The following is a 17,114-nucleotide window of genomic DNA, read 5'->3' on the forward strand; positions in this document are numbered from 1 at the left end:
CTCCCTCCCACACCAGACCGCCCTGGGTGATGCGGTCCATGGTACGACCGCCCCGGCGGGCCGGCACAGCGTGGTGTCCCTCGTCCGTCCGCGGATTCGCTACCGTAGTGCACAGCATCCGCGACGCGGGAGAGGAGGTGCGCGTGTACCTGAAGAGCCTGACGCTCAAAGGGTTCAAGTCCTTCGCGCACCCCACCACCTTCGCGTTCGAACAGGGCGTCACCTGCGTCGTGGGTCCCAACGGTTCCGGCAAGTCGAACGTCGTCGACGCGCTCGCCTGGGTGATGGGCGAGCAGGGGGCGAAGACCCTCCGCGGCGGCAAGATGGAGGACGTCATCTTCGCCGGCACGTCGACAAGGGGACCGCTCGGTCGGGCCGAGGTCACGCTCACCATCGACAACAGCGACGGCGCGCTGCCCATCGAGTACACCGAGGTGACGATCAGCCGCACCCTGTTCCGCAACGGCGGGAGCGAGTACGCCATCAACGGCGACACGTGCCGGTTGCTCGACGTCCAGGAACTCCTGAGCGACTCCGGTCTGGGCCGCGAGATGCACGTCATCGTCGGACAGGGGCAGCTCGACGCGGTGCTGCGGGCGACGCCCGAGGAGCGACGCGGCTTCATCGAGGAGGCGGCCGGCATCCTGAAGCACCGCCGACGCAAGGAGAAGACGCTCCGGAAGCTCGAGGCGATGCAGACCAACCTCACGCGGTTGAGCGACCTCGCTGGAGAGATCCGCCGGCAGCTGAAGCCGCTCGGCCGTCAGGCGGAGATCGCCCGGGAGGCGCAGACGATCGCCGCGGTCGTCCGCGACGCCCGCGCCCGCCTCCTGGCCGACGACGTCGTGGGCCTCCGGCGTTCCCTCGACGAACACAACCGGTCGGAGAGCGAGCGCCACAGCGAGCGCCTCGTCCTGCAGGAGCAGCTGGAGCAGGCGGAACTGCGGATCAACCGGATCGAGCAGGCGCAACTCGGCGACGCGGTCGACGACGCCCGCCGGATCACCTTCGAGCTCGAGAGCGTGCAGGAGCGCCTCCGGAACCTGTACACGCTCGCCAACCAGCGGCTCGCGCTCCTCGGTTCTTCGACGGACACGACGGCCGCCGAACCCCGGATCACGAAGCAGATGGTCGCCGACGCGACCGCGGAGATCGACGGACTGCGGGTGGCGGTCGCCGACGCGGAGCGCGCGTTGCAGGAGGCGCAAGCGGACACCCGGGCGAAGCGCGCCGCACTCGACGCGGTGGACGTCGAGATCGCAGCGCAGAGCGCGCTCGTGTCACGACACGACCTGGAGCTCTCCAAGCTCGCGGGCGCCGTCGACGCCGCCGGGTCCAAACTCGCCGCGGTCCGTGGCGAGGCGTTGCGCCAGCAGCACGCGATCGACGCCGCTGCCCTCCGTCTGGACGCCGCGCGGCTGGAGTACGAGGCGCTCGAGGGCGACCCGACCGTGGCGGACGCCGCCGACTCCGGACTCGACGACGCCTACGAGGTGGCCCAACGCGGCGCGGTGGAGGCCGAGGGGGAGATCGAGGGCCTGCGCGAGCAGCTCCACACCCTCGAACGTGAACGTGATTCGCTCGGTGCCAAGACCAGCGCACTCTCGCGCGCCCTCGACCTCAAGACCGGCTCGGCCGAACTCGCATCGAGCGGTCTCGACGGGATCGACGGGATCGTCGCGGACCGGGTGCAGGTCCGACCCGGCCACGAGTCGGCCGTGGCCGCAGCGCTCGGCACGCTCGCGGAGGCCGCCGTCGCCGTCGACCGGCACGCTGCCCGTCGGGCGCTCGATCACGCGGCCGACCAGGATCTCGGCCGGGTCGAGATCGTCATCGCCGACGGTGCTCGAGACGTCCCGGACGCGCCCGCCGGGTTCACCTCGGCTGCCGAGCTGGTGGAGGCCCCTCCTGGCGTGCTGGGGATCCTCGCCTCGGTCCTCGTCGTCGACTCGCTCGACGACGCGATCGCGGCGTACGACCGACTCGGCTCGTCACTCAGCGCGTTCACCCTCGTGACCCGTGACGGCGCGGTCGTCACGGACAGCATCGTCCGCGGGGGGAGCGGCGGAGCGCAGAGCCGCATCGAACTGCTGGCCGAACGCGATGCGGCAGCCGATCGACACGGCGAGGTCGAGTCGCTCATCGAACGGGCGCGCTTCGCCCTGGCCGAGCAGCGCACGATCCTGCAGGAGGCGAAGCAGACCGCGCAGGCGGCGCTCAGCGCCCTCCGCGAGTTCGACGCCAACCGTGCCTCACAGGCCGAGCGCGTGAACCGGGTCACGGTCCGATACGAATCTGCGCAGGCCGAACACGACCGCCTGCTCGCTGCTGCCGGGACGGCGGAGGCGGCCGTCGCCGACGCCGCTGCCGCTGTGGAGCGGGCCAAGCTGGATCACGACACCGCTCGCGCGCGTCCACGACCGCTCCTCGACGTGTCGGCACGCGACGGGCTCTCCGCCGAACTGGACGCGGCACGCGAGGCCGAAGTACAGCACCGCCTCCTCCTCGAGACCGCTCGCGAACGCGTGCGGGCGGAGGAGCTCGCGGTCGCGAACCTCGAGCGGCAGCGGCAGGCCGACCAGGCGGCGGCGGAGGAAGCGGCTCGGCGTGCCGTCATCCGTGCGCGCCAGGCCGCGGCCGCCACCGCCGTGACGGAGGCGCTCCCGCCCGTCCTCGACTCGGTCGACCGGTCGGTCACCGAGGCCCGTGTCGCGCTCGCGGCAGCCGAGGCGACGCGGTCCAGCCGGAACGCCGAACTCGTGCGACTGCGCGGCGAGGAGCACACGCTCCGGCAGCGGCTGCAGGTCGTCACCGAGAGCGTCCACGGCCTCGAACTCCAGATCTACGAGAAGAAGCTCCACTTGTCCGGTCTGCTCGAGCGCGCCGGGTCGGAGCTGGGACTCGTCGAGGACGTGCTCGTCGCCGAGTACGGGCCCGAGGTTCCGGTGCCCGTCGACCCGCCGACACCCCGCGCGACCGCCCGCTCGGCCGTGCGACCGGCGGACGACACCGGTTCGGAGGCCTCGCCCGAGACGACGACGCCCGACTCGGACGAGGCATCCGAGGCACCTGCCGACGGCTCCGTGACGCCGGACGTCGAGCCGGTGGAGGAACCTGCCGAGGAGTCGGACGACGTGCCGACGACGCCCTACGTCCGCGCCGAGCAGCAGAAGCGCCTCGCCGCGGCGGAGCGCACCTACGCTCAACTCGGCCGGGTCAACCCGCTCGCGCTCGAGGAGTTCGCGGCACTCGAACAACGTCACCGCTTCCTCACCGAACAGCTCGCCGACCTCACCAGCACCCGCGCCGACCTGCTGTCGATCATCGAGGACATCGACGGGAAGATGGAGGTCATCTTCGCCTCGGCGTTCGCCGACACCGAAGCCGCCTTCACCGAGGTGTTCCCGATCCTGTTCCCGGGCGGCACCGGCAGCATCTCGCTCACCGACCCCGAACACATGCTCACCACGGGCATCGAGGTGTCGGTCAAACCCGCCGGCAAGAAGATCGAACGCCTGTCGCTCCTGTCGGGCGGGGAGCGCTCGCTCGCCGCGGTCGCCCTCCTCATCGCCATCTTCAAAGCCCGACCGAGCCCGTTCTACATCATGGACGAGGTGGAGGCGGCCCTCGACGACGCGAACCTCGGGCGGCTCCTCACCATCTTCGAGGACCTCCGTCAGACGAGCCAGCTCATCGTCATCACGCACCAGAAGCGCACCATGGAGATCGCCGACGCCCTCTACGGCGTCTCGATGCGCCAGGACGGGGTGTCGGCCGTCGTCGGTCAGCGCGTGGCTGCGGAACGCGCGAGCTGATCCGGTCCCGTCCCCACGCGACGGGACCGCGTCGCCGACGGCTACGCTGAGACCATGGCTGCACGCACACCCTGGTCACTCTCCGGTGCCCTCAAAGGCATGTTCCAACGTCCGACGATCGACGAGACCACCTGGGAGGACCTCGAGGACGCGCTCATCGGCGCGGACTTCGGCCCCGACGTCACCGAGTCGATCGTCACGGGCCTGCACGCCTCCGTCGACCGCTACCGCACCACCGACCCGCGCGACCTCCAGCGGATGCTGCGCGAGGAGGTCGAGGAGCGGCTGTCGAAGTTCGACACGACGCTGAAGCTCAGCGAGCGTCCGGCGGTCGTCCTCGTCGTCGGCGTCAACGGGGTCGGCAAGACGACCACCATCGGCAAGTTCGCGAAGTTCCTCCGCAACTACGACCGCACCGTCGTCGTGGGGGCCGCGGACACCTTCCGTGCCGCTGCCGTGGAGCAGCTGGCGACCTGGGCGGAGCGCGCGGGCGCACAGATCGTCCGCCCCCAGCAGCAGGGGCAGGACCCGGCCTCCGTCGCCTTCCAGACGATCGAGTACGCCAAGCAGACCGGCACCGAGATCGTCATCATCGACACCGCCGGTCGGCTGCAGACGAAGGGCGGGCTCATGGACGAGCTGTCCAAGATCCGTCGCGTCGTCGAGAAGCAGGCGCCCATCGCCGAGGTCCTCCTCGTCCTCGATGCGACGACCGGTCAGAACGGTCTGTCGCAGGCGCAGGCGTTCATCGAGCACGCCGGGGTGACGGGGCTCGTCCTGACGAAGCTCGACGGCTCCGCGAAGGGCGGGTTCGTCCTCGCCGTGCAGGAGAAGACCGGCATCCCGATCAAGCTCGTCGGTCAGGGTGAGGGCATTGGCGACCTCACCGGCTTCACGCCGCACGTCTTCGCACAGAACCTGGTGGGCAGCTGATGGCGATCGAACACGACTACTTCGGCATCATCGCGACCGAGCCTGGTGGTGGCGTCTACTGGTCCGACAACATCGACGTCGGGGAGCAGTCCGTCTCCATCTCGTTGAGCGCCCCCGACGAGGACGACATCCCGGCCGACGCGCTCGACCTGGCGGCCGCGATGATCCTCGCCCTCGAGGGCTTCGACCTGCGCTCGCGCGAGGCGATGCTGAGCGAGGTCGACGACCGTACCTCCGAGGTCACTGAATACATCATCCAGGCCGTCGAGGAGCTGGGGGAGTCCCTGCCGGATGTCCTGGTCGACGAGTCCGGAGACCGCGACGTGGACGTCATCCGGTCGATGACGCTGCTGAGCGTCGGGTTCGCGCCGCACCAGCACAACGGCGACGAGGCGTTCGCGATCTTCGAGTATTCGCTCGACGCGGACCAGCTCGACGGCGTGCTCATGGTCGCCTATACCTCCGACGGCGAGGTCACCGGGGTCACGAGCGAGGACTGAGCCCGACCGGTCGAGGCGTCGGCCTCAGACCGCCTGGGCGAAGCCGAGTGAGGCGTCTGCGAGGTGCTGCAGTCCCTCGGGGACCTCGCGGCCCTTCGCCGTCATCGACTGCGCCCAGAGGCGTCCGGCACGGTAGGACGATCTGACGAGCGGTCCCGCGAGCACACCGAGGAATCCGATCTCCTCGGCCTCCTCCTTGATCTCCAGGAACTCCTGCGGCTTGACCCAGCGGTCCACGGGGAGATGTCGAGGTGTCGGCCGGAGGTACTGGGTGACGGTGATGATGTCCGTGCCGGCCTCGTGCAGATCCTCGAGCGCCTGACTGATCTCGCTCCGGTCCTCACCCATCCCGAGGATGAGGTTGGACTTCGTGATGAGGCCGGCCGCGCGCGCCTGGGTCAGGACGTCGAGGGAGCGCTCGTAGCGGAAGGCTGGTCTGATCCGCTTGAAGATGCGCGGGACCGTCTCGACATTGTGTGCGAACACCTCCGGTTTGGAGGCGAACACCTCGCCGAGGAGGTCGGGGTTGCCGGAGAAGTCGGTCGCGAGGATCTCGACCCCTGTACCAGGGTTCGTCTCATGGATGCGTCGGACGGTCTCGGCGTGCAGCCACGCCCCCTCGTCGGGGAGGTCGTCGCGCGCCACGCCGGTGACGGTCGCGTAGCGCAGCCGCATCCGCTGCACCGAGTCGGCCACCCGCCGTGGCTCGTCACGGTCGTAGTCGGCCGGCTTACCGGTGTCGATCTGGCAGAAGTCGCAGCGCCTCGTGCACTGCGACCCGCCGATCAGGAAGGTCGCCTCGCGGTCCTCCCAGCACTCGAAGATGTTCGGGCAGCCGGCTTCCTGGCAGACCGTGTGGAGGCCCTCCTCCTGCACGAGCGCCTGGAGCTGTCGGTACTCGGGTCCCATCGTCGCGCGGGTCTTGAGCCAGTCGGGCTTCCGCTCGATGGGGGTCTGGGCGTTCCGGACCTCGAGTCGCAGGAGCTTCCGTCCGCCGGTGTCCGCCGCGGGAGCGGGTGCCGGTGCGCCGCAGCCGCTCACGCGGCCGCTCCGATCGTGGTCACGGACGCGGCCGTCCAACCGGGCCGGAGCGCTTCGAAGATCTCGGAGACGCGCTCGGCGACGTCGCTCGGGGTGATCCGTCGACCGAGCTCGGCGCTGATCGTGGTGACCCCGGCGTCGGCGATGCCGCACGCGACGATGTGGCCGAAGGGCTCGAGGGAGTTGTCGCAGTTGAGCGCGAAGCCGTGCAACGTGACCCCGGCCTGCACCCGGACACCGACGGCGCCGATTTTCGCGGCCGGTCCGCCGGCGACGGGGTCGACCCAGACACCCGACCGTCCGTCGATGCGGCGGCCGATGACGCCGAGCTCCGTGATCGTCTGCAGCATGACCTCCTCGAGCAGGCGGACGTGTGCGACGACGTCGACCGGCTCCGGGAGGCGGACGATCGGATAGCCGGTGAGCTGTCCGGGTCCGTGCCAGGTGATGCGGCCGCCGCGATCGACCTCGACGACCGGCGTGCCGTCGTCGGGACGCTCGTGGGGACGGGTCAGCTTGCCCGCCGTGTACACGGGCTCGTGTTCGCACAGGATGAGGTGCTCCGGCCCCGCTCCGCTGACGACCGCCTCATGGACCCGACGCTGCAGCGCCCAACCCTCGCGGTACGGGACGAACGCGGGCGCGAGCCCGGCGATGAGGAGCTGTGTCATGGCCGCCACGATAGCATTGTTGGACGCCGTCCAAATACTCATCTTCCGCACGCGGCGGCGATCGACCGGGTCGCGCCGCGGTCTGCCCTAAACTGGAGGGATCATGGCAACGTTCGGCACACTCTCTGACCGCCTCGCGGATACGTTCAAGAACCTCCGCACCAAGGGCAAGCTCTCCGCGGCCGATGTCGACGGCACCGTCCGCGAGATCCGTCGCGCCCTCCTCGACGCGGACGTCGCACTCGACGTCGTCAAGGACTTCACGGGTCGCGTACGCGAGCGCGCCCTCGGCGACGAGGTGAGCAAGGCGCTCAACCCGGCGCAGCAGGTCGTCCAGATCGTCAACGACGAGCTCGTCACGATCCTCGGCGGACAGCAGCGGCGTCTCGAGTTCGCGAAGAAGCCGCCGACCGTCATCATGCTCGCCGGACTCCAGGGTGCCGGAAAGACGACGCTCGCGGGCAAGCTCGCCAAGTGGCTCAAGAAGGACGGCCACACGCCGCTCCTCGTCGCGTCCGACCTCCAGCGCCCCAACGCCGTCAACCAGCTCCAGGTCGTCGGCGAGCAGGCGGGCGTCCCCGTCTACGCTCCCGAGCCCGGCAACGGGGTCGGCGACCCGGTCAAGGTCGCCCGCGACGGCGTCCGGTTCGCCGAGCAGAAGCTCTACGACACCGTCATCGTCGACACCGCCGGACGACTCGGCGTCGACGCCGAGCTCATGAAGCAGGCGTCGAACATCCGCAAGGCGGTCGATCCCGACGAGGTCCTCTTCGTCATCGACGCGATGATCGGTCAGGACGCGGTCGCGACGGCCAAGGCCTTCCTCGACGGCGTCGACTTCACCGGCGTGGTGCTCTCCAAGCTCGACGGCGACGCCCGCGGTGGTGCGGCACTCTCCATCGCCTCGGTCACCGGACGCCCCATCATGTTCGCGTCGACCGGTGAGGGTCTCGACGACTTCGAGCCGTTCCACCCCGACCGCATGGCGAGCCGGATCCTCGACCTCGGTGACATCCTCACCCTCATCGAGCAGGCGCAGCAGAACTTCGACGAGGAGGAGGCGCGCAAGGTCGCGGAGAAGTTCGCGACCGACTCCTTCACGCTCGACGACTTCCTCAAGCAGATGCAGCAGCTGCGCGGCATGGGTTCCATCAAGAAGATGATGGGCATGCTCCCCGGCATGGGGCAGATGAAGGAGCAGCTCCAGAACTTCGACGAACGCGAGATCGTCCGCACCGAGGCCATCATCCAGTCGATGACCACGGCAGAGCGCACGAACCCGAAGATCCTCAACGGATCCCGGCGCCTGCGCATCGCCAAGGGTTCCGGCATGACCGTCACCGAGGTCAACGCCCTCGTCAACCGCTTCGAGCAGGCGGCCAAGATGATGAAGACCGTCGCCAAGGGTGGCGTGCCGAACATCCCCGGGATGGGTCCGGTTCCCGGTGCACGGACGAACCGACCGAAGCCGCAGGCCAAGAAGAAGGGTTCCCGCTCAGGCAACCCGGCCAAGCGCGCGGCGGAGAACGCCGGCGCCGTCGAGACGCAGGCTGCCGCTACGGGCGCTGGATTCGGCCTCGGCGGTGGTTCGTCGTCGGGATCAGCGGCCCCCACCGAGGCGGAGCTCGCCGAGCTGCAGAAGTTCCTGGGTCGCTGAGTCGAGCGGAGGCGGCATGCGCGCGCTGAGGGCAGCGACTTCGGTCGTTGCAGTCGTCCTGGCCGCGGGCATGCTCGCCGGGTGCTCCGCGCTGTCTCCGGGCGAACGCGTCCTGGGCACCTGGGGTGAGGGCACCGGTGCTGCCGATCCGCATCTGGTGTTCACCGACGACGGTCGCGTGAGTGGTTCGGACGGCTGCAACAGCCTCTCCGGCTCCTGGCGCGCCGAGGACGACGCGCTCGTCGTCTCCGACGTCGCGGGCACCCTGGTGGCGTGTCCGGGCGTCGACACCTGGCTACGGGGGATCGCACAGGCGACGCTCTCGGACGATGGCGGGCGCCTGACCGTGACCGACGACGCCGGCATGCGGATCGGGACGCTCGACCGCGCGGAGTGACGCCGCCTCGTCAGGCGGAGGGCTGGACCCCGTGTCGCAGCTCCTTCGCGAGCGAGCTCACGACCGCCTGCAGGCTGCCGGCGTTCGCGTGTGCGACGGCGAGCTGTCGCTGGTAACTCGCTCCGTGCTCGATGATCGTGGCGATGCTCGCCAGTTCGTCCGCACAGCCGAGCCGACGGGCGACCGGCGCGAGGGTGTCGAGCAGGTCGTGCAGGTCGTCGGTCACGAGGCGCTCGTGGCCCGAGGAGTCGAGGATGATCTCGGCGTCCAGGCCGTACCGCGCCGCACGCCACTTGTTCTCGCGGACGTACCACGGCTGCAGGGTCTGCAGACGCTCTCCGGCGTCGAGACGGTCGGACAGGTGCTCGGTGAGGCAGTGGATGAGCGAGGCGAGGGCGCCGAACTCCGCGACGGTCGACGCTCCGTCGCACGCACGCATCTCCACCGTGCCCCACTGCGGCGACGGTCGCACATCCCAGCGGACCTCGGTGTGGTCCTCGATGATGCCGGTCACCGTCATGTCGTCGACGTAGGCCTCGAACTGCTCCCAGTCGGAGAGCTGGTAGGGGAGGCCCGCCGTCGGGAGCTGCTGGAACATGAGCGCGCGGTTCGACGCGTAGCCGGTGTCGACCCCACCCCAGTACGGGCTGGACGCCGAGAGTGCCTGGAGGTGGGGCAGATAGGTCAGCAGCCCGTTCATGATCGGGAGGACCTTGTCGACCGTCTCGACGCCGACGTGCGCGTGCACACCCCAGATCATCATGTTGCGACCCCACCACTGGGTGCGGTCGATGAGCTTGTGGTACCGGGGCTTGTCGGTGACTTGCTGGTCGTACCACTGGCCGAACGGGTGCGAACCGCTGCAGATGAGTTCGACACCCATCGGATCCGTGATCGCCCGCACCTCGGCCAGCTGGCCCTCGAGGTCCGCGATCGCCTCGGGGACCGTGTGGTGCACACCCGAGACGAGTTCGACGGTGTTGAGCAGCAGCTCATTCGTGATCTGCGGATGATCGGAACCGTCGCTCGGGCGGAGTTCCGACAGGACGGTGTCAGCTGCGCCGACGAGATCGCCGGTGTCGCGGTCGACGAGGGCGACCTCCCACTCGAGGCCGACGGTCGAACGCTCTGATCTGGCGAACTCGATGGGCATTGGCGTCGACCTCCCGCAAGGCGCGGCCGGATGCCGCGCGCCAGCCCATCTTCACACGGGGTGGAGGGGTCATCCGGTATCGGTGTCGTCGGATTACCCAGATCGCCCGATGTCTGGCAGAATAGAGAGTTGAGTCTGCGCGGAGTTCGACCCTCTATCCGACGCCCGCAGCAACCACAGTTTTCGCGTCGAGCGTGTGGCCCCACCTTTCGGCAGCGAGCACATCAAACATCACATCATTCAGGAGAATCGTGGCTGTCAAAATCCGTCTCAAGCGTCTCGGCAAGATCCGTGCGCCGTACTACCGCATCGTCGTCGCAGACTCGCGCACGAAGCGCGACGGTCGTGTCATCGAGGAGATCGGCAAGTACCACCCCACCGAGGAGCCCTCGTTCATCGAGGTCGACTCCGAGCGTGCGCAGTACTGGCTCAGCGTCGGCGCCCAGCCGACCGAGCAGGTCGCAGCACTCCTCAAGCTCACCGGTGACTGGGGCAAGTTCAAGGGCGACAAGGACGCCGTGAGCACCGTCCGCGTCAAGGAGCCGAAGGCCGCCTTCGTCGCCGACGAGAAGAAGAAGCCCGTCCTCAAGCCGAAGGCGGAGGCCCCCGCGGCCAAGGCTGCTCCGGCCGAGGCCGAGGCGCCCGATGCCGACGCCGCTGAAGCAGAGCAGGCGTAGTCTTGCTCGCTCCCGCGCTCGAACATCTCGTCAAGGGGATCGTCGATCACCCGGATGACGTTCGCGTCACGGCACAGAACTCCGCCCGTGGCGAGGTCCTCGAGGTTCGTGTGAACCCCGAGGACCTCGGCCGGGTCATCGGTCGTGCCGGCCGGACGGCCAAAGCCCTGCGCACCCTCGTGGCAGCGCTGGCAGACGGTCGGCGGGTCCGAGTCGACGTGGTCGACACGGACGCCTCCGGCGCCAGCGCGTAGGTGGCGGACGAGACGGAGCCGAAGACCCAGTTGCGGGTCGGTCGGCTCACGAAAGCCCATGGCCTGAAGGGCGCCCTGAAGGTCGAGCTCTACACGGATGAGCCGGAGCACCGGTTCACCCCGGGCTCGACGTTCACGCTCCAGGTCCCCGCAGGATCGAAGTGGCGCGGCAAGACGCTCGAGCTCATCGAACTGCGCTGGTACAACAGCCAGCCGGTCGCCTTCTTCGTCGGCATCGCCGATCGCAGTGAGGCGGAGACCCTCGTGAAGGCGATCCTCTGGGTCGAGCAGGACCCCACCGAGCTGCCGGTCGAAGACGACGCCTGGTACGACCATCAGCTCGTCGGGTTGGCCGTGCACCGCGATGGCGTCGCCGTCGGTACCGTCGCCCGCGTCGACCACTTCCCGGCTCAGGACCTCCTGATCGTGAAGACCGGCGACGGCGAGGTCATGGTCCCGTTCGTGAAGGCGATCGTCCCCACGGTCGACATCGCTGCCGGGATCGTCACGGTCACGCCGCCCACCGGTTTGTTCGAGGAACTCCCGGAGGCTGACGAAGCCCCCGGGACGACGGCTGGTCCAGTCGAGTCCGAGGCCTCCGACGAGGCTCAGGACGACACCGGAGCGTCGCAGCCGGAGCGGTAGATCGCGTTCCGAGTCGGTTCTCCCGGCTCGGAACACCCATGACGGAGGCGTCGGTTGCGTGCAACCGACGCCTCCGTCGTCGTCTCCGGCCGATCACGCCGGTACCGGCTCGCCCTGACGATCACTGTCCGCCACCCGCTCGAGGACCGCGGCGATCCGGCCGGTGCACCCACCGCAGCCGGTACCGGCGCGGGTCGCCTTGCCGATGCAGGCGACCGTGGTACTGCCCGACTGCGCGGCATCCATGATCCTGCCGACCGTCACGCCGTTGCACGTACAGACGGTCGTCGAGGGGGCGAACGCATCGGCGGAGGCACCACCGGTCGCGTCCGGCCCGTCGAGCCGGAGGAGGACCGAGCGATCCGCCGGCAGTTCGCCGCCGCCGTCGTACAGGAGCGTCAGCTCGGCTGCAGTGCGCGGCATGCCGACGCAGACGAAGGCGGTGAGGACCCCGGCGCGGGTGATCATCTTGACGTAGCGGCCGTGGTCGGGGTCCGCCCACACCGAGACGCTGCGCGGAGCGGCCGGATGCACGCTGCACGTGTCAGCGGTCGTCGGCTCGACGTCCCAGGGCTCGGCCTGGACGTCGCCGACCGCGACGACGTCGACCCGCTCGGCTTTGAGTGCGACGGTGCTCGCCCGCTCGACCGGTGGTGGACCCAGCTCGAGTGGTGATCCGCCGGCCGCGGCCTCGATCAGGAATCGAGTGGCGAGCCACTCGGCCTGCCGCCATCCTGGGCCGATGAGCCCCGACGGGCCGCCGGGGACGATGCGTTCGCGGCGCAGGTCCGGTGTCGGCGCCAGCACGTGCGCGCAGTCGCCGATGGCGAAGATCCGCTCGTCCGACCAGCTGCTGAGGTCTTCGCCGACGAGCACCCCGGAGCCGACACGGACCCCGGCGAGGATCGCCAGATCGGAGCGTGCGCTCACCCCGCACGACAGGACGAGCAGATCGCCGGTGATCCGTTTCCCGTCAGCGGTGATCAATGCGTCGAAGTGCCTCCCGCCCACGGGGTCGTCCCGATGACCGACCGCCTCGGCGCGGCTGTGCGCGATGACCTCCACACCTGCTGCCCGGAGCGCCGCGGCGAGCACGGAGCCGCCGCCACGGTCGAGGTTCCGCGGCATCGGGGTGGGGCCGTGGTGGACGACGACCACGTCGGCCCCGGCGCGCGCGGCGGAGAGCGCGAGCTCCAGCCCGAGCACGCCGGCACCCAGGACGACGATCCGGCCGCCGGACCGGACGACCTCGGCGGTGACGTCGGCGTCCGCGAGGTCACGCATGGTGCAGACGCCTCGGGGGAGGTCGTGGTCGGACAGCAGCAACGACCGTCCGTACTTCTCGAGCGCCGGGAGGTCCCGCTTCCGTCGATCGACGCCGTCGAGTGTCGGAACGTTCGCGCGCGCACCCGTCGCCAGGACGAGGCGGTCGTAGGGGAGCGTCTCCCCGGTGTCGAGTTCGACGGTCCGCGTCTCGCGATCGATCTGCATCGCGGTCGTGCCGCGCAGGACACGGATACCGTCCCGGGCGAGGTCCTCGGCACTGACGAGCGTCATGTCGGCGAGTCCGGTCGAGCCGACCGCGTGATCGGCGACCAGCACCCGGTTGTACGCGTCGAATGGCTCCTGCCCGACCACGGTCACCTGGAGCGAGCCGTCCCGCACGCCGGGGGCGACCTCCTCGGCGAATCGCGCACCGACCGGGCCGAATCCGACCACGACGATGCGGAGGGGGCGACCTGGTCGCGGACTCATCGGAGGGCTCCCGGCGCTGTGGCTTCCGGCAGTGGTGCGTCAGCGGCCGGGCGCAGCCGCACCACCGCGCGCTTGAAGTCCGGCATCCCGGAGATCGGATCGACCGCATCCTGCGTTAGGAGGTTCGCCGACGCGTCGCCCGGGTAGTGGAACGGCAGGAAGACGGTGTCGTGACGGATGTCGCCGTCGACACTGGCTCGGACCGTCAGCGCGCCCCGACGGTTCGACACCTCGACCAATCCGCCCTCGACGATGCCGAGTCGTGCCGCCGTCGCGGGGTGGACCTGGACGAAGACCTCGGGGCGAGCGTCGTCGAGCTCGGGGACGCGGCGGGTCTGGGTGCCCGACTGGTAGTGCTCGAGGAGGCGTCCGGTCGTCAGGGTGAGTTCCTCCCCGGTCTCCGGTGATTCCGAGACCTTCGGGGGGCGGACTGGGACGATGCGGGCGAGACCGTCGTCGTGTGCGAACCGTTCCGTGAACAGCCGGGGCGTGCCGCCGCTGCCGACAGGGAACGGCCAGTGCGCGGCGAGCCCGGTGTCGAGGAGGGCGTGGCTCAATCCTGAGTAGTCGGCGAGGCCTCCGGCGGATGCGGCCGCCAACTCGTCGAACACGATCGACGGGTCCAGCTCGAATCGGCCTGGAGCATCGAGACGACGGGCGAGTTCGTGCATGATCCAAAGCTCGCTGCGGACGCCGACCGGAGCATCGAGCGCCCGTCGGCGGCGGATCACCCGCCCCTCCAGCGAGGTCATGGTGCCTTCCTCCTCCGCCCACTGCGTCGTCGGGAGAACGACGTCCGCGAGCGCGGCGGTCTCCGACAGGAAGAAGTCGCAGACGACGAGGAGCTCGAGGCGGCCGAGTCCGTCCCGGACCGTCTGCACGTTCGGAGCGGATACGACGACGTTCGAGCCGTGGACCAGGAGCGCGTGCACACCGTCCGGTTCACCGAGTCGGTTCAAGAGGGCGACGGCCGGCAGCCCGGGACCAGGGATCGATTCGACCGGCACACCCCACACCTCGGCGACGTGACGGCGGGCTTCCGGATCGGTGATCTTGCGGTACCCGGGCAGTTGGTCGCACTTCTGACCGTGTTCGCGGCCGCCCTGGCCGTTGCCCTGGCCGGTGAGCGTGCCGTAGCCCGATCCCGGCCGACCCGGTAGTCCGAGCACGAGTGCGAGGTTGATGGCGGCGGTGGCCGTGTCGGTGCCGTCGACATGCTGCTCGACGCCGCGACCGGTGAGGATGTAGGTGCCGTCCGAGGCTGCGAGCCGACGAGCCACGTCTCGGAGGACCGGCGCCGGCACACCGGTCACGGATTGGACGCGTTCCGGCCACCACGCGCTCACGCTGCGGCGCAGGCCGTCCAGCCCGGTCGTGCGCTCGGCCAGGTAGGCCTCGTCGGCGAGCCCTTCGGCGAGGACGATGTGCGTGAGCCCCAGGAGTAGGACCAGATCCGTCCCGGGCGCGGGCTGCACGTGGAGTCCACGACCGGTCTCGGTGAGTCGCGCGGTGGCCGAGCGGCGCGGATCGACCACGATGAGGCCACCGGCGGCCTGAGCACCGACGAGATGACCGATGAACGGGGGCATCGTCTCCGCGACGTTGGATCCGAGGAGGAGGACGGTCGACGCGCTGTCGAGGTCCTCCAGCGGGAACGGCAGCCCCCGGTCGATCCCGAACGCACGGTTGCCCGCTGCCGCGGCGGACGACATGCAGAACCGGCCGTTGTAGTCGATCCGGCTCGTCCCGATCGCGATCCTGGCGAACTTGCCCAGCTGGTAGGCCTTCTCGTTCGTGAGGCCACCGCCTCCGAAGACCCCGATCGCGTCCGCCCCGCGCTCGTCGCGTATCCGGAGGACGGTCGATGCGACGAGGTCGAGGGCCGCATCCCAGCTCGTCTCGACCAGCTCACCGGTGGCGTCGCGCACCAAGGGGGTCGTGAGGCGATCACCCCGCGCGAGGAGCTCGGCCGACGTCCACCCCTTCTTGCAGAGGCCGCCCCGGTTCGTCGGGAAGTCCCGCCCGGCGACGTCGACCGGGAGCCTCGGAGCGACCGCGTCCACCGCCGCCGTTCGGGTGAGGGACATCGCGCACTGCAACGCGCAGTACGGGCAGTGGGTGTCGGTCACCGGGGCGGTGGGACGAGGCATGCGTGGTCCTTCGATCAGGAGCGGGTGGAGCGACGACTCAGAGTCGCTGGCCGGCGAGTGACGCGTTCTTGCGGAAGTAGATGAGGAAGGTGACCGCGAACAGGACGACATACGCGCCGATGAAACCGATGAACGCGGCCGAGTAGCTGCCGGTCGCGCCGTGCGAGAGCCCGAGGATCTGCGGGATCACGAAGCCGCCGTAGGCACCGATCGCGGAGATGAGCCCGAGCGCGGCGGCGGCCTTGCGCTGCGTCCCGACGTCGCCGCTGCGGTGGTGGGCGTCGCGCAGGCCGGATCGCGCCGCGAAGACGCTGGGGATCATCCGGTACGTCGAGCCGTTCCCGACACCGGCGGCGACGAACAGGAGCAGGAAGCACCCGAGGAACAGCCAGAAGTTCGCCAGCGGCAGGGTCCACAGCACCGCGAGCGCCCCCAGGGCCATGACGGCGAACGCGCTCATCGTGACGACGGCCCCACCGAAGCGGTCGGCGAGACGCCCACCGAAGGGTCGTGCCAGCGAGCCGATCAGGGCACCGAGGAACGCGAGCGAGATCGACGCGGAACCGACGGCGAAGGAGGAGAAGTCGGGGAACTGGTCCGCGATGAGTTTGGGGAACACACTCGCGAAGCCGATGAACGAGCCGAAGGTGCCGATGTACAGGAGTGCGAGGAGCCAGAGGTGCGGTTCCCGGAGCGCGGCGGCGGATCCGCGGAGGTCCGCCTTCGCTGACGACAGGTTGTCCATGTATCGGTAGGCGCCGAACATCGCGAGGAGGATGAAGGGGACCCAGATCCATCCGGCGAGGCTCAGGTTGAGGGTGGCGGCGGCTCCGACGGTGACCGCAATGGGGACGACGAACTGCGCGACCGCTGCTCCGAGGTTGCCGCCCGCCGCGTTCAGCCCGAGCGCCCAGCCCTTCTCCCGCTGCGGGTAGAAGTAGGTGATGTTCGACATGGAGCTGGCGAAGTTGCCACCGCCGAAGCCGGCGAGTCCGGCGATGACGAGCATGACACCGAACGGGGTGTCCGGATTGCCCACACACAGCGCGAGCGCGATGGACGGGATGAGGAGCAGTCCTGCCGAGATGATCGTCCAGTTCCGCCCGCCGAAGCGCGGGACCATGAACGAGTACGGGAACCTGAGGGTCGCTCCGACGAGGCTCGGCATCGAGATGAGCCAGAAGGTCTCGGCCGTGGAGAAGGAGAACCCGGCGGTCGGGAGCATGACGACGACGATGCTCCAGAGCTGCCAGACCACGAAGCCGAGGAACTCCGCGAAGATCGACCACCGGAGGTTCCGCCCGGCGATGCCGCGGCCCTCCCGGTCCCAGAACGCGCTGTCCTCGGGATTCCACCCGTCGATCCAACGACCGGGGCGGTGGGTCAGGGCGACCTGGGTGACGGTCGGTGTCGCCGTGGTCGGTGGTGCGTCGGCTGCTTCGAGGTTCGTGGTCATGGCTGCTCCG

At 69.7% G+C, this 17,114-nt stretch carries 14 protein-coding genes; 8 read left to right on the plus strand and 6 right to left on the minus strand.

Annotation, left to right across the window (positions count from 1 at the left end; translation table 11 throughout):
* Positions 1–143 precede the first annotated feature (143 nt).
* The 3 genes from B9Y95_RS03395 to B9Y95_RS03405 are packed head-to-tail and all read left to right on the plus strand — an operon-like array spanning position 144 to position 5,248.
* Entirely contained in the window at positions 144–3,815 is a 3,672-nt protein-coding gene (locus B9Y95_RS03395; RefSeq protein WP_085511042.1) for a chromosome segregation SMC family protein, read from the plus strand.
* A 54-nt stretch (positions 3,816–3,869) separates the two neighbouring features.
* Entirely contained in the window at positions 3,870–4,748 is an 879-nt protein-coding gene (gene ftsY, locus B9Y95_RS03400) for a signal recognition particle-docking protein FtsY (protein WP_064296361.1), read from the plus strand.
* Complete coding sequence (locus B9Y95_RS03405; protein WP_079705645.1) at positions 4,748–5,248, plus strand: DUF2004 domain-containing protein; 501 nt, start codon at positions 4,748–4,750, stop codon at positions 5,246–5,248. Before ftsY ends, B9Y95_RS03405 begins: the two co-directional genes overlap by 1 nt.
* Before the next feature lie 24 nt (positions 5,249–5,272).
* Here B9Y95_RS03405 and lipA read toward each other — a convergent pair whose 3' ends face one another.
* Together lipA and lipB are read right to left on the minus strand one after the other, a co-directional pair.
* A complete protein-coding gene (gene lipA, locus B9Y95_RS03410) occupies positions 5,273–6,289 on the minus strand; it encodes a lipoyl synthase (protein WP_085511043.1) in 1,017 nt (338 codons plus the stop codon).
* Entirely contained in the window at positions 6,286–6,960 is a 675-nt protein-coding gene (gene lipB / locus B9Y95_RS03415) for a lipoyl(octanoyl) transferase LipB (protein WP_085510617.1), read from the minus strand. The genes lipA and lipB overlap by 4 nt, the downstream gene beginning before the upstream one ends.
* Positions 6,961–7,063: 103 nt before the next feature.
* On the opposite strand from lipB, the gene ffh reads away from it, so the two are divergent.
* Positions 7,064–8,617 (plus strand): signal recognition particle protein, encoded by a 1,554-nt coding sequence (ffh, locus tag B9Y95_RS03420; RefSeq protein WP_064296308.1) that lies wholly within the window; start codon positions 7,064–7,066, stop codon positions 8,615–8,617.
* A 16-nt stretch (positions 8,618–8,633) separates the two neighbouring features.
* Positions 8,634–9,014, plus strand: coding sequence for an META domain-containing protein (locus tag B9Y95_RS03425; protein ID WP_085510618.1), 381 nt, complete (start codon positions 8,634–8,636; stop codon positions 9,012–9,014).
* A 10-nt stretch (positions 9,015–9,024) separates the two neighbouring features.
* Here B9Y95_RS03425 and B9Y95_RS03430 read toward each other — a convergent pair whose 3' ends face one another.
* Entirely contained in the window at positions 9,025–10,167 is a 1,143-nt protein-coding gene (locus B9Y95_RS03430) for a glutamate--cysteine ligase (protein WP_085510619.1), read from the minus strand.
* A gap of 251 nt (positions 10,168–10,418) precedes the next feature.
* Between B9Y95_RS03430 and rpsP the strand changes: the two genes are divergently transcribed.
* The 3 genes from rpsP to rimM are packed head-to-tail and all read left to right on the plus strand — an operon-like array spanning position 10,419 to position 11,743.
* On the plus strand, positions 10,419–10,844 hold the full coding sequence (rpsP, locus tag B9Y95_RS03435) for a 30S ribosomal protein S16 (protein WP_085510620.1): 426 nt from the start codon (positions 10,419–10,421) through the stop codon (positions 10,842–10,844).
* Positions 10,845–10,846: 2 nt separating this feature from the next.
* Positions 10,847–11,098, plus strand: a complete 252-nt coding sequence (locus B9Y95_RS03440) for an RNA-binding protein (protein WP_064296312.1) — start codon at positions 10,847–10,849, stop codon at positions 11,096–11,098.
* Positions 11,099–11,743, plus strand: a complete 645-nt coding sequence (gene rimM / locus B9Y95_RS03445; protein WP_085510621.1) for a ribosome maturation factor RimM — start codon at positions 11,099–11,101, stop codon at positions 11,741–11,743. It abuts the gene before it with no gap.
* A gap of 93 nt (positions 11,744–11,836) precedes the next feature.
* Here rimM and B9Y95_RS03450 read toward each other — a convergent pair whose 3' ends face one another.
* Genes B9Y95_RS03450 through B9Y95_RS03460 form a run of 3 tightly spaced genes read right to left on the minus strand, consistent with a single transcriptional unit; the run spans position 11,837 to position 17,104 of the window.
* Positions 11,837–13,498, minus strand: coding sequence for an FAD-dependent oxidoreductase (locus B9Y95_RS03450; RefSeq protein ID WP_085510622.1), 1,662 nt, complete (start codon positions 13,496–13,498; stop codon positions 11,837–11,839).
* A complete protein-coding gene (locus B9Y95_RS03455; RefSeq protein WP_085510623.1) occupies positions 13,495–15,648 on the minus strand; it encodes a molybdopterin oxidoreductase family protein in 2,154 nt (717 codons plus the stop codon). The genes B9Y95_RS03450 and B9Y95_RS03455 overlap by 4 nt, the downstream gene beginning before the upstream one ends.
* A gap of 37 nt (positions 15,649–15,685) precedes the next feature.
* Positions 15,686–17,104 carry an MFS transporter gene (locus B9Y95_RS03460; protein WP_085510624.1) on the minus strand — a complete coding sequence of 473 codons (1,419 nt, stop codon included), beginning with the start codon at positions 17,102–17,104 and terminating at the stop codon, positions 15,686–15,688.
* Positions 17,105–17,114 lie beyond the last annotated feature (10 nt).

This window comes from Plantibacter flavus, from assembly GCF_900177615.1.
Taxonomy (GTDB): Bacteria; Actinomycetota; Actinomycetes; order Actinomycetales; family Microbacteriaceae; genus Plantibacter; species Plantibacter flavus.